Genomic DNA, 22,492 nt, shown 5'->3' with positions numbered 1-22,492 from the left:
CATCGCTCAACGGATAAAAGGTACTCCGGGGATAACAGGCTGATACCGCCCAAGAGTTCATATCGACGGCGGTGTTTGGCACCTCGATGTCGGCTCATCACATCCTGGGGCTGAAGCCGGTCCCAAGGGTATGGCTGTTCGCCATTTAAAGTGGTACGCGAGCTGGGTTTAGAACGTCGTGAGACAGTTCGGTCCCTATCTGCCGTGGACGTTTGAGATTTGAGAGGGGCTGCTCCTAGTACGAGAGGACCGGAGTGGACGAACCTCTGGTGTTCCGGTTGTCACGCCAGTGGCATTGCCGGGTAGCTATGTTCGGGAAAGATAACCGCTGAAAGCATCTAAGCGGGAAACTTGCCTCAAGATGAGATCTCACTGGAACCTTGAGTTCCCTGAAGGGCCGTCGAAGACTACGACGTTGATAGGTTGGGTGTGTAAGCGCTGTGAGGCGTTGAGCTAACCAATACTAATTGCCCGTGAGGCTTGACCATATAACACCCAAGCAATTTGACTACTCGAAAGAGCATCAGATTGCGGTGTGTGAAGACGAAACGAACCGAAAGTTCGATGTTCACAAAACACCGAAAGCTATCACATACCCAATTTGCTGAAGCGAGGCCAACTGGTCACGACTCAGTACCCGAATTTCTTGACGACCATAGAGCGTTGGAACCACCTGATCCCATCCCGAACTCAGCAGTGAAACGATGCATCGCCGATGGTAGTGTGGGGTTTCCCCATGTGAGAGTAGGTCATCGTCAAGATTAAATTCCGAAACCCCAATTGCGAAAGCAGTTGGGGTTTTGTTTTGCCCGCAGGAAATGTACCTGCTTGATTTCTATGCAACAGCCCGGGGCATAGCTATCATTCGGGCCTCATTGTGAGGCGAAACCTGCATGTTGACGTTGTTGAATCTTCTGAAGGATGGGCGATTCCATTCTGGTCAGGACCTTGGCGCTGCCTTGGGAGTTAGTCGAAGTGCGGTATGGAAGCAGCTTCAGCACCTTGAGGCTGAGCTTGGACTGTCCATTCACAAAGTCCGAGGTCGTGGCTATCAGTTGGCTGCTCCACTGGTGTTGCTCGACCCTCTTAAAATTGCGGGAATAAAGGGTCGCTGGCCAGCCACGGTTCTCGACTCTACCGACTCGACAAACGCTGAAGCATTGCGCGCCATTGGCTTGGGGCGGGCGGCTCCCTTTTTGGTGCTTGCCGAGCGACAGACTTCGGGGCGTGGGCGCAGAGGTCGCAAGTGGGTTAGCCCGTTTGCCGAAAATCTCTATTTCAGTCTTGTTCTGCGGATCGATGGAGGTATGCGCCAGCTTGAGGGTCTGAGCCTTGTGGTTGGGCTGGCGGTCTTGCAAACCCTTCGAAAGCTGGGAGTGACTGGCGCTGGTTTGAAGTGGCCCAATGATGTTCTGGTTGGTAATAAGAAAATCGCCGGCATCCTGCTAGAGCTGGTTGGAGATCCGGCGGATGTCTGCCACGTGGTTCTGGGGATAGGCATTAACGTGAATATGCAGGTCGCAGAAGAGGTTGATCAGCAATGGACGTCCATGCGGCTTGAGTCTGGTAAAAGCTGTGATCGCAATGTTCTCGTAGCCGAGTTGAGCGAGCAGTTGCAGGCATACATCGAGCGTCAACAAGTGGATGGTTTCTCGGTTCTCCAAGCGGAATGGGAAGGCAATCATTTGTGGCAGGAGCGCTCGGTATCCCTGATTGCTGGTGTCAGTCAGATAGACGGAGTTGTGCTCGGAATTGATAGCCAGGGTGCGCTGCGGTTAAAGGTGAATGGCGTGGAAAAAGTCTTTAGTGGTGGTGAGCTCAGTCTGAGGTTGCGTGATGATTCTTGAGCTCGACTGCGGAAACAGCTTCATAAAATGGCGAGTGCTGAATGGTGCTGAGGCTGTTGCTTTGGTCGCGGAGGGAGTGGTTGATTCGGACCTGGCGCTTTGCGAAGGCTTACGCGCGCTGAGTGGGCTGTCGCTAAGAAGATGTCGCATGGTTAGTGTTCGCACTGCTGCGGAGACTGGTGCCTTAATTGAGATGCTTGAGCGAGACTTCGGTGTTTCGGTTATCTGCGCGAAACCTGCTCGTGAAATGTCTGGTGTTAGAAACGGTTACGAAGATTACGAGCGTCTAGGTCTGGATCGCTGGTTGGCGATGCTTGGAGCTTTCCATCTGGCAAAAGGTCCATGTCTCGTGCTGGATTTTGGTACGGCAGTGACAGCGGACTTTATCGCCATAGATGGGGATCATCTTGGTGGTTTCATTTGTCCTGGTATGCCGTTGATGCGTAACCAGTTGCGCACCCATACTCGAAAAATTCGCTATGACGATGTTGCCGCTGAGCGCGCACTGACAAGCCAGGCGCCGGGGCGAAGTACTGTTGAGGCAGTAGAGCGTGGATGCTCGTTGATGCTGAAGGGATTCGTGCTTACCCAGTTGGAAATGGCGCGATCCTACTGGAGGGAGGGTTTTACTGTATTTATTACAGGTGGTGATGCCGATCTGGTTGCAGGCGTAGCGCCTGGGGCCAGGTTTGTTCCAGATCTGGTCTTCGTCGGTTTAGCTGTGGCGTGTCCTTTGTCTTGAGGTATGTATGCGTTGGATGTTCCTGCTACTTCTTGTTCTCAATATTTTCTATTACGTCTGGCATCAACAGGAAGCGCCATTGCGGGCAAAGGACGTAACGCCGCTGAGTTTGTACAAAGGTTCACAGCAGGATATTCGTCTGCTGAGTGAAGGTGGAAGGGCCGCCAAGGAGAAGTCTGGTCCGCAACGAATTGAAAGTCAGTGCCTTTATCTCGGTGGTTTTGCCCGTCAGGAGATGGTTGTGGTGCTGGGCGAGCGTTTGGCTCAAATGGATATCAAGGCTCAGCCATCGCTTGAGGGTTCTCCTGCAGCGGGTTTCTGGATGCGTATTGCACCTGAAAGCCAGCGTTTGCTGGGGGATGCGCAGTTGCAAAACCTTTCCAACGAATTCAATGAGTTAAAACATAAGATAATGCGCTGTGAGGGGGTTGCGCCTGCTGAATAGTTTGAATAGAATGGCGCCCGCTCCGCAGTGAAGACCTTTCAAAGGTCGACGAAGTAGGGCGATGTCAAAGCAGCTAACCTCAGGTTTTTAAATGAGAAATTGCTTGACAAGGGTTTGGCATAGTATAGAATGCCGGCCTGATTAGGAGGGGTTCCCGAGCGGCCAAAGGGATCAGACTGTAAATCTGACGTCTACGACTTCGAAGGTTCGAATCCTTCTCCCTCCACCAGATTTTAGCGTGAGCTGCAAGCTCTGCGGGTATAGTTTAGTGGTAGAACCTCAGCCTTCCAAGCTGATGATGCGGGTTCGATTCCCGCTACCCGCTCCAAGTTTGCAGGTTGTGCAAAGTGTTTCGCTCTTGTAGCTCAGTTGGTAGAGCACACCCTTGGTAAGGGTGAGGTCAGCGGTTCAAATCCGCTCAAGAGCTCCATATAACAAGGCAGATATGAAAATATCTGCCTTTGTTTTAATGGCTTTTGTTGTTTGCTTAATTCTTCTGATAGGGGTGATATCGATGGCTAAGGAAAAGTTTGATCGTTCCCTACCGCACGTCAACGTTGGGACCATTGGTCACGTTGACCACGGTAAAACCACTCTGACTGCTGCTCTGACTCGCGTTTGCTCCGAAGTTTTCGGTTCTGCAATCGTTGACTTTGACAAGATCGACAGCGCCCCAGAAGAAAAAGCTCGCGGTATCACCATTAATACCGCGCACGTTGAATACAACTCGCTGATCCGTCACTACGCTCACGTTGACTGCCCAGGTCACGCTGACTATGTGAAGAACATGATCACCGGTGCTGCCCAGATGGACGGCGCAATCCTGGTTTGCTCGGCCGCTGATGGTCCGATGCCACAAACCCGTGAGCACATCCTGCTGTCCCGTCAGGTTGGCGTTCCGTACATCGTGGTTTTCCTGAACAAGGCTGACCTGGTAGACGACGCTGAGCTGCTGGAACTGGTTGAGATGGAAGTTCGCGACCTGCTGTCCACCTATGACTTCCCAGGCGACGACACTCCGATCATCATCGGTTCGGCTCGTATGGCTCTGGAAGGCAAAGACGACAACGAAATGGGCACCACTGCCGTTCGTAAGCTGGTTGAGACTCTGGATACCTACATTCCGGATCCAGTTCGCGTAATCGACAAGCCGTTCCTGATGCCAATCGAAGACGTATTCTCGATCTCGGGTCGCGGTACTGTTGTGACTGGTCGTATCGAGCGCGGTATCGTCCGCGTTCAGGATCCACTGGAAATCGTTGGTCTGCGTGACACTACCGTAACCACCTGCACTGGTGTTGAAATGTTCCGTAAGCTGCTCGACGAAGGTCGTGCTGGCGAGAACTGCGGCGTGCTGCTGCGCGGCACCAAGCGTGACGACGTAGAGCGTGGCCAAGTTCTGGTTAAGCCAGGTTCGGTTAAGCCGCACACCAAGTTTGAAGCAGAAGTTTATGTTCTGAGCAAAGAAGAAGGCGGTCGTCACACTCCGTTCTTCAAAGGCTACCGTCCACAGTTCTACTTCCGGACCACTGACGTGACCGGTAACTGCGAGCTGCCGGAAGGGGTTGAAATGGTAATGCCAGGCGACAACATCAAAATGGTTGTCACCCTGATCAAAACCATCGCTATGGAAGACGGTCTGCGTTTCGCTATCCGTGAAGGCGGTCGTACCGTCGGCGCTGGTGTCGTAGCTAAAATCATCGAATAAGCGGTTGTAATGTATTTTTCGGGCCGGCATAATGGTCGGCCTGATTTTGTTTTAGGTCAGTAGCTCAATTGGCAGAGCGACGGTCTCCAAAACCGTAGGTTGGGGGTTCGATTCCCTCCTGACCTGCCAGATTCACTCGGTGTATCTGGCTTTCTTTTCACAGGATCTTCATAGATGACTCCTAAGGCTGAAGCACAAGGCTCTCGCTTCGATCTGCTCAAGTGGCTTGTAGTAGTCGCTTTGGTGGTTGTGGGCGTTGTTGGCAATCAGTATTACGCTGCTTCGCCGATCCTGTACCGTGTACTGGCTTTGCTTGTCATTGCTGCTGTAGCTGCCTTTGTAGGCCTGCAGACTGCGAAGGGCAAGTCTTTCTTTGTACTGGTTAAGGAAGCTCGTACCGAGATTCGTAAAGTCGTGTGGCCAACTCGCCAAGAAACCACGCAGACCACCCTGATTGTGGTGGCTGTTGTTCTGGTTATGGCGTTGCTGTTGTGGGGGCTTGATTCCCTGCTCGGCTGGCTTGTTTCCTTGATTGTCGGCTAAGGGTGTCCCGTGGCTAAGCGTTGGTACGTTGTGCATGCTTACTCGGGTTACGAGAAGCATGTCATGCGCTCGCTCGTTGAGCGAGTAAAGCTGGCTGGCATGGAAGATGGCTTCGGCGAAATTCTGGTTCCCACTGAAGAAGTGGTTGAAATGCGTAATGGCCAGAAGCGCAAAAGCGAACGTAAGTTCTTTCCAGGCTATGTGCTGGTACAGATGGACATGAACGAGGGTACTTGGCACTTGGTCAAGGATACTCCTCGGGTGATGGGCTTTATCGGCGGTACTGCTGATAAGCCTGCACCGATTACTGATAAAGAGGCAGAAGCAATTCTGCGTCGTGTTGCTGATGGTAGCGACAAGCCTAAGCCGAAGACTCTCTTCGAGCCAGGTGAAACCGTACGAGTCAATGATGGTCCATTTGCTGATTTCAATGGTGTCGTTGAAGAAGTTAACTACGAAAAGAGCCGAATCCAAGTGGCGGTGCTCATTTTCGGTCGCTCTACTCCGGTAGAGTTGGAGTTCAGTCAGGTCGAAAAGGTCTAACTGAGCAAGCATCCCAACCCCGCAGCCTTAGGCTGTGGGGTTTTGTCGTCACTGGGATATACGCGCAAGTAACCGGGGAGCCTTTCGAGGCGTTTGAACCCGTAATTGGAGTGCCTCATGGCCAAGAAAATTACCGCTTACATCAAGCTGCAAGTGAAGGCCGCTCAGGCTAACCCAAGCCCACCTGTTGGTCCTGCTCTGGGTCAGCACGGCGTGAACATCATGGAATTCTGCAAGGCTTTCAACGCCCGTACTCAGGGTATTGAAGCAGGTCTGCCGACTCCAGTGATCATCACTGTCTACAGCGACCGTAGCTTCACTTTCGAAACAAAATCCACCCCTGCTTCGGTTTTGCTGAAGAAGGCGGCCGGTCTGACCAGCGGTTCCGCTCGTCCGAACACCGTTAAGGTTGGCACTGTTACCCGTGCTCAGCTGGAAGAAATCGCGAAAACCAAAAACGCGGATCTGACTGCAGCTGATATGGATGCAGCCGTGCGTACTATCGCCGGTTCTGCTCGTAGCATGGGCCTTAACGTGGAGGGTGTGTAATGGCTAAGCTGACCAAGCGTCAAAAGGCTATCGCCGGCAAAATCGAAGCAGGCAAGGCCTACAACATTGTAGACGCCGCTGCTCTGCTGGCTGAGCTGTCGACTGTCAAGTTCAGCGAGTCGTTCGACGTTGCTGTAAACCTGGGTGTAGACCCGCGTAAATCTGACCAGGTTGTTCGTAGCGCTACTGTGCTGCCACACGGCACTGGCAAGACCGTTCGCGTTGCTGTGTTCACCCAAGGTCCTGCTGCTGAGGCCGCTCTGGCTGCCGGCGCTGACCGTGTAGGTATGGACGACCTGGCTGCCGAAATGAAAGGCGGCGACCTGAACTATGACGTAGTGATCGCATCCCCGGATGCCATGCGCGTTGTAGGTCAGTTGGGTCAGATCCTTGGTCCACGTGGTCTGATGCCTAACCCTAAGGTTGGTACTGTAACTCCAGACGTAGCTACTGCGGTTAAGAACGCAAAAGCTGGTCAGGTTCGTTATCGCACTGACAAAAACGGCATCATTCACACTTCCGTTGGCAAGATGGGCTTCGATGCCGTCAAGCTGAAGGAAAACGTTGAAGCCCTGATCGCTGATCTGAAGCGTATCAAGCCAGCTTCTTCGAAAGGTATCTACGTCAAGCGCGTTACCCTGAGCACCACTATGGGCCCAGGTCTGATCATTGATCAGAGCTCGCTGGACGCGTAAGACAAAAATTGGCGCGGTTATTCGCGCCAGTTGAAAGATTGGGGTCCCTGCCTGGCGGGGGCTATCCAAGACCGTAGGCGACGCAAGTCTTAAACCATAAGCCTACGCAGATGGTGCTCCCGGTTCCTTACCGAATCAGACACCAAAACGACATTCGGTTTCGATCGAATGAAACGGTAACAAGCAGGAGTTAAACCCGTGGCAATTAATCTCGAAGACAAGAAGGCCATCGTCGCTGAAGTCAACGAGGCTGCCAAAGTCGCTCTGTCCGCTGTCGTGGTTGATGCACGTGGCGTAACAGTAGGCGCAATGACCGGACTCCGTAAAGAGGCTCGTGAAGCTGGCGTTTACGTACGTGTTGTACGTAACACCCTGCTCAAGCGCGCTGTTGCTGACACTGAATACAGTGTTCTCAACGACGTGTTCACCGGCCCGACCTTGATTGCATTCTCCAACGAACATCCTGGCGCTGCTGCCCGTTTGTTCAAGGAATTTGCCAAAGGTCAGGATAAGTTCGAGATCAAGGCAGCTGCGTTCGAGGGCAAGTTCCTCGCAGCTAATCAGATCGACGTGCTGGCAAGCCTGCCGACCCGTGACGAAGCAATTTCTCAGCTGATGAGCGTGATTCAAGGCGCTACCAGCAAATTGGCTCGTACTCTGGCGGCACTTCGCGACCAGAAAGAAGCAGCTGCAGCTTAAGGCTCAGCGTTTCAACTCTCGCGTATTTTTGTTTATTTCGATGGCCTACAGGCTGTCCCCCAATTCAGGAAATAAGTCATGTCTCTGACTAACGAACAAATCATCGAAGCAATCGGCGAAAAATCGGTTCTGGAAATCGTTGAGCTGATCAAGGCAATGGAAGAGAAGTTCGGCGTATCCGCTGCCGCTGCTTCTGCTGGTCCAGCTGCTGCTGCCGCTGTTGTTGAAGAGCAAACCGAGTTCAACGTTGTTCTGCTGGAAGCTGGCGAGAAGAAAGTAAACGCCATTAAAGCAGTTCGCGAACTGACCGGTCTGGGCCTGAAAGAAGCCAAAGAGAAAGTAGACGGCGCTCCTCAGGTTGTTCTGGAAGGCGTTTCGAAAGAAGCTGCTGAAGACGCCAAGAAGAAGCTGGAAGAAGCAGGCGCTAAAGTCGAGCTGAAGTAAGCATCGACTTTGCTCCTCCAGCCCGAGCGTCAAGCGACAGGCTGATGGCTGGTGGCTCTTGCCACCGGCCTTTTTCCGTTATTGGCAGCCGACTGGGTCGGTGCTGGTAACGAGCTGTAACCACCCGATGCGGTGGAGCAAACCATGGGGTTTGCACGATTTTCTGGCTGCTCCCGTCGGGAGGGGCCAAACAAGCAGGTGACCAAGCTGGGGAACGCTGATGGCTTACTCATATACTGAGAAAAAACGTATCCGCAAGGACTTTAGCAAGTTGCCGGACGTCATGGATGTGCCTTACCTCCTGGCCATCCAGCTGGATTCGTATCGTGAATTCTTGCAAGCGGGAGCGACTAAAGATCAGTTCCGCGACGTGGGCCTGCATGCGGCCTTCAAATCCGTTTTCCCGATCATCAGCTACTCCGGCAATGCTGCGCTGGAGTACGTCGGTTATCGCCTGGGCGAACCGGCATTTGATGTCAAAGAATGCGTATTGCGCGGTGTAACTTTCGCCGTACCTTTGCGGGTAAAAGTGCGCCTGATCATTTTCGACAAAGAATCGTCGAACAAAGCGATCAAGGACATCAAAGAGCAAGAAGTCTACATGGGTGAAATCCCCCTGATGACTGAGAACGGTACCTTCGTAATCAACGGTACCGAGCGTGTAATCGTTTCCCAGCTGCACCGTTCCCCGGGCGTGTTCTTCGACCACGACCGCGGCAAGACGCATAGCTCCGGCAAACTGTTGTACTCCGCGCGTATCATTCCTTACCGCGGTTCGTGGCTGGACTTCGAGTTCGACCCGAAAGACTGCGTATTCGTGCGTATCGACCGTCGTCGCAAGCTGCCGGCATCGGTACTGCTGCGCGCGCTCGGTTATACCACCGAAGAAGTACTGGACGCGTTCTACACCACCAACGTATTCCACCTGAGCGGCGAAACCCTCAGCCTGGAACTGATTGCATCGCGTCTGCGTGGTGAAATTGCCGTTCTGGATATCCAGGATGAAAAAGGCAAGGTCATCGTTGAAGCGGGTCGTCGTATTACTGCGCGCCACATCAACCAGATCGAAAAAGCCGGCATCAAGACGCTGGAAGTGCCTCTGGACTACGTCCTCGGTCGCACCACCGCCAAGGTCATCGTGCATCCAGCCACTGGCGAAATCCTGGCTGAGTGCAATACCGAGCTGAACGTTGAGATCCTCGGCAAAATCGCAAAGGCTCAGGTTGTTCGCATCGAGACCCTGTACACCAACGACATCGACTGCGGTCCGTTCGTTTCTGACACGCTGAAGATCGACTCCACCAGCAACCAATTGGAAGCGCTGGTCGAGATCTATCGCATGATGCGTCCAGGCGAGCCGCCAACCAAAGACGCTGCCGAAACCCTGTTCAACAACCTGTTCTTCAGCCCTGAGCGTTATGACCTGTCTGCGGTCGGCCGGATGAAGTTCAACCGTCGTATCGGTCGTACCGAAATCGAAGGTTCGGGCGTGCTGTGCAAGGAAGACATCGTCGCGGTACTGAAGACTCTGGTCGACATCCGTAACGGTAAAGGCATCGTCGATGACATCGACCACCTGGGTAACCGTCGTGTTCGCTGCGTAGGCGAAATGGCCGAGAACCAGTTCCGCGTTGGCCTGGTGCGTGTTGAGCGTGCGGTCAAAGAGCGTCTGTCGATGGCTGAAAGCGAAGGCCTGATGCCGCAAGACCTGATCAACGCCAAGCCAGTGGCTGCGGCGGTGAAAGAGTTCTTCGGTTCCAGCCAGCTGTCTCAGTTCATGGACCAGAACAACCCGCTGTCCGAGATCACCCACAAGCGTCGTGTGTCTGCACTCGGCCCTGGCGGTCTGACTCGTGAGCGCGCCGGCTTTGAGGTTCGTGACGTACACCCGACGCACTACGGTCGTGTTTGCCCGATCGAAACGCCGGAAGGTCCGAACATTGGTCTGATCAACTCCTTGGCCGCCTATGCGCGCACCAACCAGTACGGCTTCCTGGAAAGCCCGTACCGCGTGGTGAAAGACGCATTGGTTACCGACGAGATCGTGTTCCTGTCCGCCATCGAAGAAGCTGATCACGTGATCGCTCAGGCTTCGGCCGCGATGAACGACAAGAAAATGCTGATCGACGAGCTGGTAGCTGTTCGTCACTTGAACGAATTCACCGTCAAGGCGCCTGAAGAAGTCACCTTGATGGACGTTTCGCCGAAGCAGGTAGTTTCGGTTGCAGCGTCGCTGATCCCGTTCCTCGAGCACGATGACGCCAACCGTGCGTTGATGGGTTCGAACATGCAGCGTCAAGCTGTACCAACTCTGCGCGCTGACAAGCCGCTGGTAGGTACCGGCATGGAGCGTAACGTAGCTCGTGACTCCGGCGTTTGCGTCGTGGCTCGTCGTGGCGGCGTGATCGACTCCGTTGATGCCAGCCGTATTGTGGTTCGTGTTGCTGATGACGAAGTTGAAACCGGCGAAGCTGGTGTCGACATCTACAACCTGACCAAGTACACCCGCTCCAACCAGAACACCTGCATCAACCAGCGTCCGCTGGTGCGTAAAGGTGATCGGGTTCAGCGTAGCGACATCATGGCTGATGGTCCGTCCACCGATATGGGTGAGCTGGCACTGGGTCAGAACATGCGCATCGCGTTCATGGCCTGGAACGGTTACAACTTCGAAGACTCCATCTGCTTGTCGGAACGAGTTGTTCAAGAAGATCGCTTCACCACGATCCACATTCAGGAACTGACCTGTGTGGCGCGTGACACCAAGCTTGGGCCAGAGGAAATCACTGCGGACATCCCTAACGTGGGTGAAGCTGCACTGAACAAGCTGGACGAAGCAGGCATCGTTTACGTAGGTGCTGAAGTTGGCGCAGGCGACATCCTGGTAGGTAAGGTCACTCCGAAAGGCGAGACCCAACTGACTCCGGAAGAAAAACTGCTGCGTGCAATCTTCGGTGAAAAAGCCAGCGACGTTAAAGACACCTCCCTGCGTGTTCCTACCGGTACCAAAGGTACTGTCATCGACGTACAGGTCTTCACTCGTGACGGCGTTGAGCGTGATGCTCGTGCCCTGTCGATCGAGAAGACTCAGCTGGACGAGATCCGCAAGGATCTGAACGAAGAGTTCCGTATCGTTGAAGGCGCGACTTTCGAACGTCTGCGTTCCGCTCTGGTAGGCCACAAGGCTGAAGGCGGCGCAGGTCTGAAGAAAGGTCAGGACATCACCGACGAAGTTCTCGACGGTCTTGAGCATGGTCAGTGGTTCAAACTGCGCATGGCTGAAGATGCTCTGAACGAGCAGCTCGAGAAGGCTCAGGCCTACATCGTTGATCGTCGCCGTCTGCTGGACGACAAGTTCGAAGACAAGAAGCGCAAACTGCAGCAGGGCGATGACCTGGCTCCAGGCGTGCTGAAAATCGTCAAGGTTTACCTGGCAATCCGTCGTCGCATCCAGCCGGGCGACAAGATGGCCGGTCGTCACGGTAACAAAGGTGTGGTCTCCGTGATCATGCCGGTTGAAGACATGCCGCACGATGCCAATGGCACCCCGGTCGACGTCGTCCTCAACCCACTGGGCGTACCTTCGCGTATGAACGTTGGTCAGATCCTCGAAACCCACCTGGGCCTCGCGGCCAAAGGTCTGGGCGAGAAGATCAACCGTATGATCGAAGAGCAGCGTAAAGTCGCAGAACTGCGTACTTTCCTGGACGAGATCTACAACCAGATCGGCGGTCGTAACGAAGATCTGGATAGCTTCTCCGATCAGGAAATCCTGGATCTGGCGAAGAACCTGCGTGGCGGTGTTCCAATGGCCACCCCAGTGTTCGACGGCGCCAAGGAAAGCGAAATCAAGGCCATGCTGAAACTGGCAGACCTGCCGGAAAGCGGCCAGATGCAGCTGACTGACGGCCGTACCGGCAACAAGTTCGAGCGTCCAGTTACCGTTGGCTACATGTACATGCTGAAGCTGAACCACTTGGTAGACGACAAGATGCACGCTCGTTCTACCGGTTCGTACAGCCTGGTTACCCAGCAGCCGCTGGGTGGTAAGGCACAGTTCGGTGGTCAGCGTTTCGGGGAGATGGAGGTCTGGGCACTGGAAGCTTACGGTGCTGCTTACACTCTGCAAGAAATGCTCACAGTGAAGTCGGACGATGTGAACGGCCGTACCAAGATGTACAAAAACATCGTGGATGGCGATCACCGTATGGAGCCGGGCATGCCCGAGTCCTTCAACGTGTTGATCAAGGAAATTCGTTCCCTCGGCATCGATATCGATCTGGAAACCGAATAACACGTGACGCGAATCGAGAGCGGGGCAGGATTGCCCGCTCTCTGCTCCGCCAGGAGGAAAGGCCTTGAAAGACCTACTGAATTTGCTGAAAAACCAGGGTCAAGTCGAAGAGTTCGACGCCATCCGTATTGGATTGGCCTCGCCTGAGATGATCCGCTCATGGTCGTTCGGTGAAGTTAAAAAGCCGGAAACCATCAACTACCGTACGTTCAAACCTGAGCGTGACGGTCTGTTCTGCGCCAAGATCTTTGGCCCGGTAAAGGATTACGAGTGCCTGTGCGGTAAGTACAAGCGCTTGAAGCATCGTGGTGTGATTTGCGAGAAGTGCGGCGTTGAAGTTGCACTGGCCAAGGTTCGTCGTGAGCGCATGGCGCACATCGAACTGGCTTCGCCGGTTGCCCACATCTGGTTCCTGAAATCGCTGCCGTCGCGTATCGGTTTGCTGATGGACATGACCCTGCGTGATATCGAACGCGTTCTCTACTTCGAGAGCTATGTCGTTATCGACCCGGGCATGACCACCCTTGAAAAAGGTCAGTTGCTGAACGACGAGCAGTACTTCGAAGCGCTGGAAGAGTTCGGTGACGATTTTGACGCCCGCATGGGTGCCGAGGCTGTCCGCGAACTGCTGCACGCTATCGACCTGGAACACGAGATTGGCCGTCTGCGTGAAGAAATTCCGCAAACCAACTCCGAAACCAAGATCAAGAAGCTGTCCAAGCGTCTGAAGTTGATGGAAGCCTTCCAGGGTTCCGGCAACCTTCCAGAGTGGATGGTGCTGACCGTTCTGCCGGTTCTGCCGCCAGATCTGCGTCCACTGGTCCCGCTGGATGGCGGTCGTTTCGCGACTTCCGACCTCAACGATCTGTATCGTCGAGTGATCAACCGTAACAACCGCTTGAAGCGTCTGCTCGATCTGTCCGCTCCGGACATCATCGTGCGCAACGAAAAGCGTATGTTGCAGGAAGCTGTCGATGCACTGCTCGACAACGGTCGTCGTGGCCGCGCTATCACCGGTTCGAACAAGCGTCCTCTGAAATCCCTGGCTGACATGATCAAGGGTAAGCAAGGTCGTTTCCGTCAGAACTTGCTCGGTAAGCGTGTTGACTACTCCGGTCGTTCGGTAATTACCGTAGGCCCGACCCTGCGTCTGCACCAGTGCGGTCTGCCGAAGAAGATGGCTCTCGAGCTGTTCAAACCGTTCATTTTTGGCAAGCTTGAAATGCGTGGTCTCGCGACCACCATCAAAGCGGCCAAGAAAATGGTCGAGCGCGAACTGCCAGAGGTTTGGGACGTTCTCGCTGAAGTGATCCGTGAACACCCGGTTCTCCTCAACCGTGCACCGACCCTTCACCGTCTGGGTATCCAGGCGTTTGAACCGGTATTGATCGAAGGTAAGGCTATTCAGCTGCACCCTCTGGTCTGCGCCGCGTACAACGCCGACTTCGACGGCGACCAAATGGCCGTGCACGTACCGCTGACACTGGAAGCTCAGTTGGAAGCGCGTGCGTTGATGATGTCGACCAACAACATTCTGTCGCCAGCCAACGGTGAGCCAATCATCGTTCCTTCGCAGGACGTTGTATTGGGTCTGTACTACATGACTCGTGAAGCGATCAACGCCAAGGGCGAAGGTCGTGTGTTTGCGGATCTGCAGGAAGTTGACCGTGTGTTCCGTGCCGGCGAAGCCGCACTGCACGCCAAGGTTAAAGTACGTATCAACGAAACCGTCAACGACCGTGACGGCAACAGCGTGAGCGGTACTCGTATCGTCGACACTACCGTCGGCCGTGCGCTGCTGTTCCAGGTTGTGCCAAAAGGTCTGTCTTACGACGTCGTCAACTTGCCGATGAAGAAAAAGGCGATCTCCAAGCTGATCAACCAGTGCTACCGCGTGGTTGGTTTGAAAGAGACCGTGATCTTCGCTGACCAGTTGATGTACACCGGTTTCGCTTACTCGACCATCTCCGGCGTTTCCATCGGTGTTAACGACTTCGTTATCCCGGATGAAAAAGCCCGCATCATCGGTGCTGCCACCGACGAAGTGAAAGAGATCGAGAGCCAGTACGCCTCCGGCCTGGTAACCCAGGGCGAGAAGTACAACAAAGTGATCGACCTTTGGTCGAAAGCGAACGACGAAGTCTCCAAGGCGATGATGGCCAACCTCTCGAAAGAGAAAGTCATCGACCGTCATGGCGTCGAAGTCGACCAGGAATCTTTCAACTCGATGTACATGATGGCTGACTCGGGTGCGCGGGGTTCCGCAGCACAGATTCGTCAGCTGGCCGGTATGCGTGGTCTGATGGCCAAGCCGGACGGTTCCATCATTGAAACGCCGATTACTGCGAACTTCCGTGAAGGTTTGAGCGTACTTCAGTACTTCATCTCCACTCACGGTGCTCGTAAAGGTCTGGCGGATACCGCGTTGAAAACTGCGAACTCCGGTTACCTGACTCGTCGTCTGGTAGACGTGGCGCAGGATCTGGTTGTAACCGAGATCGATTGCGGCACCGAACACGGTCTGTTGATGACTCCGCACATTGAAGGCGGTGACGTTGTAGAGCCGTTGGGTGAGCGCGTATTGGGTCGTGTTATTGCCCGTGACGTATTCAAGCCGGGTACCGAGGACGTTATCGTTCCTGCTGGCACTCTGGTAGACGAGAAGTGGGTCGAGTTCATCGAGCTGAACAGCATCGATGAAGTGATCGTGCGTTCGCCGATCAGCTGCGAAACCCGCTATGGCATTTGTGCCAAGTGCTACGGCCGTGATCTGGCTCGTGGTCACCAGGTGAACATCGGTGAAGCGGTCGGCGTTATCGCTGCCCAGTCCATCGGTGAGCCGGGTACCCAGCTGACAATGCGTACGTTCCACATCGGTGGTGCGGCAAGCCGTACTTCCGCAGCCGACAGCGTTCAGGTGAAGAATGGCGGTACCGTCCGTCTGCACAACCTGAAGCACGTTGAGCGAGTGGATGGTCACCTGGTTGCTGTGTCCCGTTCCGGTGAGCTGGCAATCGCTGATGACTTCGGTCGTGAGCGCGAGCGTTACAAGCTGCCGTACGGTGCTGTGATTTCGGTTAAAGAGGGTGACAAGGTCGACGCTGGCGCAATCGTGGCCAAGTGGGATCCGCACACTCACCCGATCGTTACCGAAATGAAAGGTACCGTGACCTACGTGGGCATGGAAGAAGGCATCACGATCAAGCGTCAGACTGACGAATTGACCGGTATGACCAACATTGAAGTACTCGACGCGAAAGATCGTCCAGCTGCCGGCAAAGAAATTCGCCCGGCTGTGAAGATGGTCGACGACAACGGCAAGGATTTGTTGCTGCCAGGCACTGACGTTATCGCTCAGTACTTCCTGCCAGCCAACGCCCTGGTCGGTGTTGCGGATGGTGCGAAGATTGCGATCGGTGATGTTATCGCTCGTATCCCGCAAGAAACTTCGAAAACCCGCGACATCACCGGTGGTCTGCCGCGTGTTGCCGACTTGTTCGAAGCCCGTCGTCCGAAAGAAGCGTCGATTCTGGCTGAAGTCAGCGGCACCATCGCGTTCGGTAAAGAGACCAAGGGCAAGCGCCGTCTGGTTATTACCCCGAACGATGGTACTGATCCGTACGAAGAGCTGATTCCGAAGTGGCGTCACCTGAACGTGTTTGAAGGCGAACAGGTAAACCGCGGCGAAGTTATCTCCGACGGTCCAAGCGATCCGCACGACATCCTGCGTCTGCTGGGTGTGAGCGCGCTGGCCAAGTACATTGTTAACGAGATCCAGGACGTTTACCGTCTGCAAGGCGTGAAGATCAACGACAAGCACATCGAGACCATTCTGCGTCAGATGCTGCGTAAGGTTGAAATCGCTGAATCCGGCGATTCCACTTTCATCAAGGGCGACCAGATGGAATTGACTCACGTACTGGTAGAGAACGAGCGTCTGGGCGCGGATGACAAATTTGTCTCCAAGTTCACTCGCGTTCTGCTGGGTATCACCAAGGCGTCGTTGTCGACCGAATCGTTCATCTCGGCGGCTTCCTTCCAGGAAACCACCCGCGTACTGACCGAAGCAGCCGTCACCGGCAAGCGCGATTACCTGCGCGGCCTGAAAGAAAACGTAGTCGTGGGTCGTCTGATCCCGGCCGGTACCGGTCTGGCATATCACAGCGAGCGCAAGCGTCGTCGTGAAGCAGACAAGCCGTTGCGCGTAAGCGCCAGTGAAGTGGAAGCTGCACTGACCGAAGCGCTGAACTCGAGCGGTAACTGAGTTCTGCGATATATGAGCGTAAGGCCCTGATCGCGCCGTTCATCGAATCGAGACAAATTGTCGAGGTTCGATGAGTGGGGAGGTCGGGGCCTTGCCTTGACTGGGGACAAGATCCTCTTTAGACTCTTGTACCCCTAAATTTGGCGGGAATTCGTTCCTGCCATTTTGCTTTTCTTGCAAGACAATAGCGTCGCAAGACAACAGTGGAGCTAGTAGATGGCAACTATCAACCAGCTGGTACGTCAGCCGCGTAAGCGTATCGTCGAGAAATCCGACGTGCCTGCGCTGCAGAACTGCCCGCAACGTCGTGGCGTATGCACCCGTGTGTATACCACCACGCCGAAAAAACCTAACTCGGCACTGCGTAAAGTATGCCGTGTGCGTCTGACCAACGGTTTCGAGGTTTCCTCGTACATCGGCGGTGAAGGCCACAACCTGCAAGAGCACAGCGTCGTACTGATCCGTGGCGGTCGTGTAAAAGACTTGCCAGGTGTTCGTTACCACACCGTTCGCGGTTCTTTGGATACTTCCGGCGTTAAAGGTCGTAACCAGGGTCGTTCGAAGTACGGTACCAAGCGTCCGAAGTAATCGGCCGTTTTGCAGATTTTTATTTTATTGAGTCGATAAGAGTAAGGTCGGGCACGCATCCTTTGGATCTGTCCCGAGCTAACCTGAAGACCGCTTGAGGGCTTATCATGCCAAGACGTCGCGTAGCAGCAAAGCGTGAGATTCTGGACGATCCGAAATACGGAAGCCAGATCCTCGCCAAATTCATGAACCACGTTATGGAAAGCGGCAAGAAAGCCGTTGCCGAGCGTATCGTTTATGGTGCCCTGGAAACCGTTGCGACCCGTAAGGCTGGCACCGATCCCCTGGAACTCTTCGAAAAAGCACTCGACGCCATCGCTCCGCTGGTCGAAGTGAAGTCGCGCCGCGTTGGTGGTGCTACTTACCAGGTTCCGGTCGAGGTTCGTCCTTCCCGTCGTAACGCTCTGGCAATGCGCTGGTTGGTAGACTTCGCACGTAAGCGTGGCGAGAAGTCTATGGCTCTGCGTTTGGCTGGCGAGCTGCTGGATGCTGCTGAAGGTAAAGGTGCTGCTGTTAAGAAGCGTGAAGACGTGCACCGTATGGCAGAAGCCAACAAAGCTTTCTCGCACTACCGCTTCTAATTTTAGCTTCACTAATTTTGCGAGGGCTTTATGGCTCGTACTACTCCGATTAGTCGCTACCGTAACATCGGTATCGTCGCTCACGTGGATGCTGGTAAAACCACCACCACCGAGCGCGTCCTTTTTTACACTGGCAAAAGTCACAAAATGGGCGAGGTGCATGACGGCGCCGCGACCACAGACTGGATGGTTCAGGAGCAGGAGCGTGGTATTACCATTACTTCTGCTGCCATTACCGCCTTCTGGAAAGGTTCTGCTAAGCAGTACAAAGACGAGCATCGCTTCAACGTAATCGATACCCCGGGCCACGTAGACTTCACCATTGAAGTTGAGCGTTCCCTGCGCGTACTCGACGGCGCTGTCGTTGTGTTCTGCGGTACTTCGGGTGTTGAGCCTCAGTCGGAAACCGTATGGCGTCAAGCCAACAAATACGGTGTTCCACGTCTTGTTTACGTAAACAAGATGGACCGTGCTGGTGCGAACTTCCTGCGCGTGATCGAACAGATCAAAAAGCGTCTGGGCCACACTCCGGTGCCAATCCAGTTGGCTATCGGTTCAGAAGACAACTTCCAGGGTCAGATCGACCTGATCAACATGGAAGCTGTGTACTGGAATGATGCTGATAAAGGTATGGTTCCTGTTCGTAAGCCTATTCCTGAAGATATGCAGGAATTGGCTGCCGAATGGCGCGACAACATGGTTCAGGCTGCTGCCGAAGCCAACGAAGAGCTGATGAACAAGTACCTGGAAGGCGAAGAGCTGACGATCGAAGAGATCAAAGCTGCTTTGCGTCAGCGTACTATCGCCGGCGAAATCGTTCTGGCTGTTTGCGGTTCTTCCTTCAAGAACAAGGGTGTTCCCCTGGTTCTCGACGCCGTTATCGACTTCCTGCCTGCGCCAACCGATATTCCTGCTATCAAGGGCACTGACCCTGATAACGAGGAAATCGAGCTGGAGCGTCACGCAGACGATTCGGAGCCGTTCTCGGCTCTGGCGTTCAAGATCGCTACTGACCCATTCGTGGGTACTTTGACCTTCGTCCGTGTTTACTCGGGTGTGTTGAACTCCGGCGACGGCGTGATCAACTCGGTTAAAGGCAAGAAAGAGCGCGTGGGTCGTATGGTGCAAATGCACGCAAACGCCCGTGAAGAGATCAAGGAAGTACGCGCTGGTGACATCGCGGCCCTGATCGGCATGAAGGACGTCACCACTGGTGAAACCCTCTGCAACGCTGACAAGCCAATCATTCTGGTTCGTATGGACTTCCCGGAGCCGGTTATTTCGGTTGCCGTAGAGCCTAAGACCAAGGATGACCAGGAAAAAATGGGTATCGCTCTGGGCAAGCTTGCTCAGGAAGATCCATCTTTCCGCGTTAAGACTGATGAAGAGACTGGTCAAACGATCATCTCCGGCATGGGCGAGCTGCACCTGGACATCCTGGTTGATCGGATGCGCCGTGAGTTCAACGTCGAAGCCAACATCGGCAAGCCTCAGGTTTCCTATCGTGAGCGCATCACGAAGAACTGCGAAATCGAAGGCAAGTTCGTTCGCCAGTCCGGCGGTCGTGGCCAGTTCGGTCACTGCTGGATTCGTTTTGCTCCTGCTGACGAAGGTCAGGAAGGTCTGCAATTCGTGAACGAAGTAGTAGGTGGTGTGGTTCCTAAGGAATACATCCCGGCTATCCAGAAGGGTATCGAAGAGCAGATGAAGAACGGCGTTGTTGCCGGTTATCCGCTGATCGGCCTGAAGGCTACCGTGTTCGATGGTTCTTACCACGACGTCGACTCCAACGAGATGGCGTTTAAAGTGGCTGCTTCCATGGCGACCAAGCAACTGGCCCAGAAGGGTGGTGGTGAGTTGCTCGAGCCGATCATGGCTGTAGAGGTTGTTACGCCTGAAGACTATATGGGTGATGTCATGGGCGACCTTAACCGTCGTCGCGGCATGATTCAGGGTATGGAAGACACGGTCTCCGGCAAAGTAATTCGTGCTGAAGTTCCGCTGGGTGAAATGTTCGGTTATGCGACCGACGTTCGTTCCATGTCCCAGGGTCGCGCAAGCTACTCTATGGAATTCAAAAAATACGATACAGCCCCGTCGCACATCGTCGAGTCTGTTACCAAAAAACAAGGCTGATTCAGCCCCTTTAGGCTAGGAGTTAATTGTCGTGGCTAAAGAAAAATTTGATCGTTCCCTACCGCACGTCAACGTTGGCACAATCGGTCACGTTGACCACGGTAAAACCACTCTGACTGCTGCTCTGACTCGCGTTTGCTCCGAAGTTTTCGGTTCCGCAATCGTTGACTTCGACAAGATCGACAGCGCACCAGAAGAAAAAGCTCGTGGTATCACCATCAACACTGCGCACGTTGAATACAACTCGCTGATCCGTCACTACGCTCACGTTGACTGCCCAGGTCACGCTGACTATGTGAAGAACATGATCACCGGTGCTGCTCAGATGGACGGCGCAATCCTGGTTTGCTCGGCCGCTGATGGTCCGATGCCACAAACCCGTGAGCACATCCTGCTGTCCCGTCAGGTTGGCGTTCCGTACATCGTGGTTTTCCTGAACAAGGCTGACCTGGTAGACGACGCTGAGCTGCTGGAACTGGTTGAGATGGAAGTTCGCGACCTGCTGTCCACCTATGACTTCCCAGGCGACGACACTCCGATCATCATCGGTTCGGCTCGTATGGCTCTGGAAGGCAAAGACGACAACGAAATGGGCACCACTGCCGTTCGTAAGCTGGTTGAGACTCTGGATACCTACATTCCGGATCCAGTTCGCGTAATCGACAAGCCGTTCCTGATGCCAATCGAAGACGTATTCTCGATCTCGGGTCGCGGTACTGTTGTGACTGGTCGTATCGAGCGCGGTATCGTTCGCGTTCAGGATCCACTGGAAATCGTTGGTCTGCGTGACACTACCGTCACCACCTGCACCGGTGTTGAAATGTTCCGTAAGCTGCTCGACGAAGGTCGTGCTGGCGAGAACTGCGGCGTGCTGCTGCGCGGCACCAAGCGTGACGACGTAGAGCGTGGCCAGGTTCTGGTTAAGCCCGGTTCGGTTAAGCCGCACACTACCTTCGAAGCTGAAGTGTACGTGTTGAGCAAAGAAGAAGGCGGTCGTCACACTCCGTTCTTCAAAGGCTACCGTCCACAGTTCTACTTCCGGACCACTGACGTGACCGGTAACTGCGAACTGCCGGAAGGCGTTGAAATGGTAATGCCAGGCGACAACATCAAAATGGTTGTCACCCTGATCAAAACCATCGCAATGGAAGATGGTCTGCGTTTCGCTATCCGTGAAGGCGGTCGTACCGTCGGCGCTGGCGTCGTAGCCAAAATCATCGCCTAACTCTTTTGAGTTAAATGATGAATTGAAAAAAGCCTCCGCTTAGCGGGGGCTTTTTTTATTGGGTTGACACCTATCTGGGGCGTCTATAGAATTGCGCCTCCTTTTAACGGGCGTATTGCGCTCGGTGGGAATAGCAGCCGGAGTCTGAAATCCAATGCAAAATCAGCAAATCCGTATCAGGTTGAAGGCTTTTGACCATCGCCTGATCGACCAATCCACCCAGGAAATCGTGGAAACCGCGAAACGTACTGGTGCTCAAGTGCGTGGTCCAATTCCACTGCCTACCCGTAAAGAGCGGTTCACCGTTCTGGTCTCTCCGCACGTCAACAAAGACGCGCGTGACCAGTACGAGATCCGTACTCATAAGCGCGTTCTGGACATCGTCCAGCCAACGGATAAAACCGTTGATGCGCTTATGAAGCTTGATCTTGCGGCCGGTGTGGAAGTACAGATCAGCCTCGGCTAAGACTCGGTCTTAGTCGTGTAACGCTCTGAAATGGGCGGCCATAGCGGGTGAAAGCCCCGTACACTCATGAGGTTTACAACATGACTATTGGTGTAGTCGGTCGTAAATGCGGTATGACCCGTATTTTCACCGAAGAAGGTGTCTCCATTCCGGTCACGGTCATTGAGATCGAACCGAATCGCGTCACCCAGTTCAAAACTGAAGAGACCGATGGCTATCGTGCAGTGCAAGTCACTGTAGGCGAGCGTCGTGCTTCGCGCGTTACAGCAGCTCAGGCTGGCCACTTCGCTAAGGCGAACGTTGCCGCTGGTCGCACTGTCATGGAGTTCCGTCTTGAAGAAGGCGACTACCAGGCTGGCGATCTGATCAACGCTGAAATCTTCGCCGCTGGTCAACTGGTTGATGTAACCGGTCAGTCCAAGGGTAAAGGCTTCCAGGGTACGATCAAGCGTTGGAATTTCCGCGGGCAAGATAACACCCACGGTAACTCCGTATCCCACCGCGTCCCAGGCTCTATCGGCCAGTGCCAGACTCCTGGTCGTGTATTCAAGGGCAAAAAAATGTCCGGTCATATGGGCGCTGAGCGCGTGACCGTGCAGTCCCTGGAAGTAGTGCGCGTGGACGCTGAACGCAATCTGTTGTTGGTCAAGGGCGCTGTTCCTGGCGCTACTGGCGGCAATCTGGTTGTACGTCCAGCAGCCAAGGCTCGCGGTTAAGGGGAAG

At 54.3% G+C, this 22,492-nt stretch carries 18 protein-coding genes, 4 tRNA genes and 2 rRNA genes (1 of these 24 cut by a window edge); all 24 read left to right on the top strand.

Annotation, left to right across the window (positions count from 1 at the left end):
• Positions 1 to 488 (top strand): 23S ribosomal RNA (locus tag ACA061_RS24160); it begins 2,406 nt to the left of the window's first position.
• A 157-nt stretch (positions 489 to 645) separates the two neighbouring features.
• Positions 646 to 761 (top strand): 5S ribosomal RNA (gene rrf, locus ACA061_RS24155).
• A 132-nt stretch (positions 762 to 893) separates the two neighbouring features.
• Entirely contained in the window at positions 894 to 1,847 is a 954-nt protein-coding gene (gene birA / locus ACA061_RS24150) for a bifunctional biotin--[acetyl-CoA-carboxylase] ligase/biotin operon repressor BirA (RefSeq protein ID WP_210555705.1), read from the top strand.
• Entirely contained in the window at positions 1,837 to 2,589 is a 753-nt protein-coding gene (locus tag ACA061_RS24145) for a pantothenate kinase (protein ID WP_497300158.1), read from the top strand. Before birA ends, ACA061_RS24145 begins: the two co-directional genes overlap by 11 nt.
• A 7-nt stretch (positions 2,590 to 2,596) precedes the next feature.
• Positions 2,597 to 3,034 carry a hypothetical protein gene (locus ACA061_RS24140; protein ID WP_210555703.1) on the top strand — a complete coding sequence of 146 codons (438 nt, stop codon included), beginning with the start codon at positions 2,597 to 2,599 and terminating at the stop codon, positions 3,032 to 3,034.
• A 144-nt stretch (positions 3,035 to 3,178) separates the two neighbouring features.
• Positions 3,179 to 3,263, top strand: a tRNA-Tyr gene (locus ACA061_RS24135).
• A gap of 25 nt (positions 3,264 to 3,288) precedes the next feature.
• A tRNA-Gly gene (locus ACA061_RS24130) sits at positions 3,289 to 3,362 on the top strand.
• Positions 3,363 to 3,388: 26 nt separating this feature from the next.
• Positions 3,389 to 3,464, top strand: a tRNA-Thr gene (locus tag ACA061_RS24125).
• 84 nt (positions 3,465 to 3,548) lie between these two features.
• Complete coding sequence (tuf, locus tag ACA061_RS24120; protein ID WP_150602052.1) at positions 3,549 to 4,742, top strand: elongation factor Tu; 1,194 nt, start codon at positions 3,549 to 3,551, stop codon at positions 4,740 to 4,742.
• Positions 4,743 to 4,795: 53 nt separating this feature from the next.
• Positions 4,796 to 4,871: transfer RNA gene (locus ACA061_RS24115), tRNA-Trp, on the top strand.
• 45 nt (positions 4,872 to 4,916) lie between these two features.
• A complete protein-coding gene (gene secE, locus ACA061_RS24110) occupies positions 4,917 to 5,285 on the top strand; it encodes a preprotein translocase subunit SecE (RefSeq protein ID WP_064589465.1) in 369 nt (122 codons plus the stop codon).
• 9 nt (positions 5,286 to 5,294) lie between these two features.
• Positions 5,295 to 5,828 carry a transcription termination/antitermination protein NusG gene (gene nusG, locus ACA061_RS24105; RefSeq protein WP_007916492.1) on the top strand — a complete coding sequence of 178 codons (534 nt, stop codon included), beginning with the start codon at positions 5,295 to 5,297 and terminating at the stop codon, positions 5,826 to 5,828.
• 117 nt (positions 5,829 to 5,945) lie between these two features.
• A complete protein-coding gene (gene rplK / locus ACA061_RS24100) occupies positions 5,946 to 6,377 on the top strand; it encodes a 50S ribosomal protein L11 (RefSeq protein WP_042561349.1) in 432 nt (143 codons plus the stop codon).
• Positions 6,377 to 7,072, top strand: coding sequence for a 50S ribosomal protein L1 (gene rplA / locus ACA061_RS24095; protein ID WP_042561348.1), 696 nt, complete (start codon positions 6,377 to 6,379; stop codon positions 7,070 to 7,072). Before rplK ends, rplA begins: the two co-directional genes overlap by 1 nt.
• 198 nt (positions 7,073 to 7,270) lie before the next feature.
• Positions 7,271 to 7,771, top strand: coding sequence for a 50S ribosomal protein L10 (gene rplJ, locus ACA061_RS24090; RefSeq protein WP_007916479.1), 501 nt, complete (start codon positions 7,271 to 7,273; stop codon positions 7,769 to 7,771).
• A gap of 78 nt (positions 7,772 to 7,849) precedes the next feature.
• Positions 7,850 to 8,215, top strand: coding sequence for a 50S ribosomal protein L7/L12 (rplL, locus tag ACA061_RS24085; protein ID WP_150602053.1), 366 nt, complete (start codon positions 7,850 to 7,852; stop codon positions 8,213 to 8,215).
• 220 nt (positions 8,216 to 8,435) lie between these two features.
• Entirely contained in the window at positions 8,436 to 12,509 is a 4,074-nt protein-coding gene (rpoB, locus tag ACA061_RS24080) for a DNA-directed RNA polymerase subunit beta (protein WP_042561346.1), read from the top strand.
• Between the two features lie 64 nt (positions 12,510 to 12,573).
• Positions 12,574 to 16,773, top strand: a complete 4,200-nt coding sequence (rpoC, locus tag ACA061_RS24075) for a DNA-directed RNA polymerase subunit beta' (protein WP_150602054.1) — start codon at positions 12,574 to 12,576, stop codon at positions 16,771 to 16,773.
• Between the two features lie 216 nt (positions 16,774 to 16,989).
• On the top strand, positions 16,990 to 17,361 hold the full coding sequence (rpsL, locus tag ACA061_RS24070; protein WP_003186084.1) for a 30S ribosomal protein S12: 372 nt from the start codon (positions 16,990 to 16,992) through the stop codon (positions 17,359 to 17,361).
• Positions 17,362 to 17,468: 107 nt separating this feature from the next.
• Positions 17,469 to 17,942: a 30S ribosomal protein S7 gene (gene rpsG, locus ACA061_RS24065; protein ID WP_007916467.1), complete on the top strand. Its 474-nt coding sequence runs from the start codon at positions 17,469 to 17,471 to the stop codon at positions 17,940 to 17,942.
• A 30-nt stretch (positions 17,943 to 17,972) separates the two neighbouring features.
• The gene (gene fusA, locus ACA061_RS24060; RefSeq protein WP_150602055.1) at positions 17,973 to 20,078 is read left to right on the top strand and encodes an elongation factor G; all 2,106 of its coding nucleotides are present in this window, start codon (positions 17,973 to 17,975) and stop codon (positions 20,076 to 20,078) included.
• Between the two features lie 31 nt (positions 20,079 to 20,109).
• Positions 20,110 to 21,303, top strand: coding sequence for an elongation factor Tu (tuf, locus tag ACA061_RS24055; protein WP_042561343.1), 1,194 nt, complete (start codon positions 20,110 to 20,112; stop codon positions 21,301 to 21,303).
• A 154-nt stretch (positions 21,304 to 21,457) separates the two neighbouring features.
• On the top strand, positions 21,458 to 21,769 hold the full coding sequence (gene rpsJ / locus ACA061_RS24050) for a 30S ribosomal protein S10 (protein ID WP_003186070.1): 312 nt from the start codon (positions 21,458 to 21,460) through the stop codon (positions 21,767 to 21,769).
• An 80-nt stretch (positions 21,770 to 21,849) separates the two neighbouring features.
• Positions 21,850 to 22,485, top strand: a complete 636-nt coding sequence (gene rplC / locus ACA061_RS24045) for a 50S ribosomal protein L3 (protein ID WP_007253310.1) — start codon at positions 21,850 to 21,852, stop codon at positions 22,483 to 22,485.
• The last annotated feature ends 7 nt before the right edge of the window (positions 22,486 to 22,492 follow it).

The organism is Pseudomonas sp. LBUM1668 (assembly GCF_059695715.1).
Note: the sequence above shows the minus strand (reverse complement) of the source record. Positions and strands in the feature narration are given on the sequence as shown.

Coding starts and splice junctions, on each gene's coding strand:
- ACA061_RS24145 (WP_497300158.1), top strand. CDS start 1,837: ATGATTCTTGAGCTCGACTGCGGAAACAGCTTCATAAAATGGCGAGTG.
- rplK (WP_042561349.1), top strand. CDS start 5,946: ATGGCCAAGAAAATTACCGCTTACATCAAGCTGCAAGTGAAGGCCGCT.
- rpsL (WP_003186084.1), top strand. CDS start 16,990: ATGGCAACTATCAACCAGCTGGTACGTCAGCCGCGTAAGCGTATCGTC.
- rplC (WP_007253310.1), top strand. CDS start 21,850: ATGACTATTGGTGTAGTCGGTCGTAAATGCGGTATGACCCGTATTTTC.
- secE (WP_064589465.1), top strand. CDS start 4,917: ATGACTCCTAAGGCTGAAGCACAAGGCTCTCGCTTCGATCTGCTCAAG.
- rplL (WP_150602053.1), top strand. CDS start 7,850: ATGTCTCTGACTAACGAACAAATCATCGAAGCAATCGGCGAAAAATCG.
- rplA (WP_042561348.1), top strand. CDS start 6,377: ATGGCTAAGCTGACCAAGCGTCAAAAGGCTATCGCCGGCAAAATCGAA.
- rpoB (WP_042561346.1), top strand. CDS start 8,436: ATGGCTTACTCATATACTGAGAAAAAACGTATCCGCAAGGACTTTAGC.
- rpsG (WP_007916467.1), top strand. CDS start 17,469: ATGCCAAGACGTCGCGTAGCAGCAAAGCGTGAGATTCTGGACGATCCG.
- ACA061_RS24140 (WP_210555703.1), top strand. CDS start 2,597: ATGCGTTGGATGTTCCTGCTACTTCTTGTTCTCAATATTTTCTATTAC.
- birA (WP_210555705.1), top strand. CDS start 894: ATGTTGACGTTGTTGAATCTTCTGAAGGATGGGCGATTCCATTCTGGT.
- rpsJ (WP_003186070.1), top strand. CDS start 21,458: ATGCAAAATCAGCAAATCCGTATCAGGTTGAAGGCTTTTGACCATCGC.
- fusA (WP_150602055.1), top strand. CDS start 17,973: ATGGCTCGTACTACTCCGATTAGTCGCTACCGTAACATCGGTATCGTC.
- tuf (WP_150602052.1), top strand. CDS start 3,549: ATGGCTAAGGAAAAGTTTGATCGTTCCCTACCGCACGTCAACGTTGGG.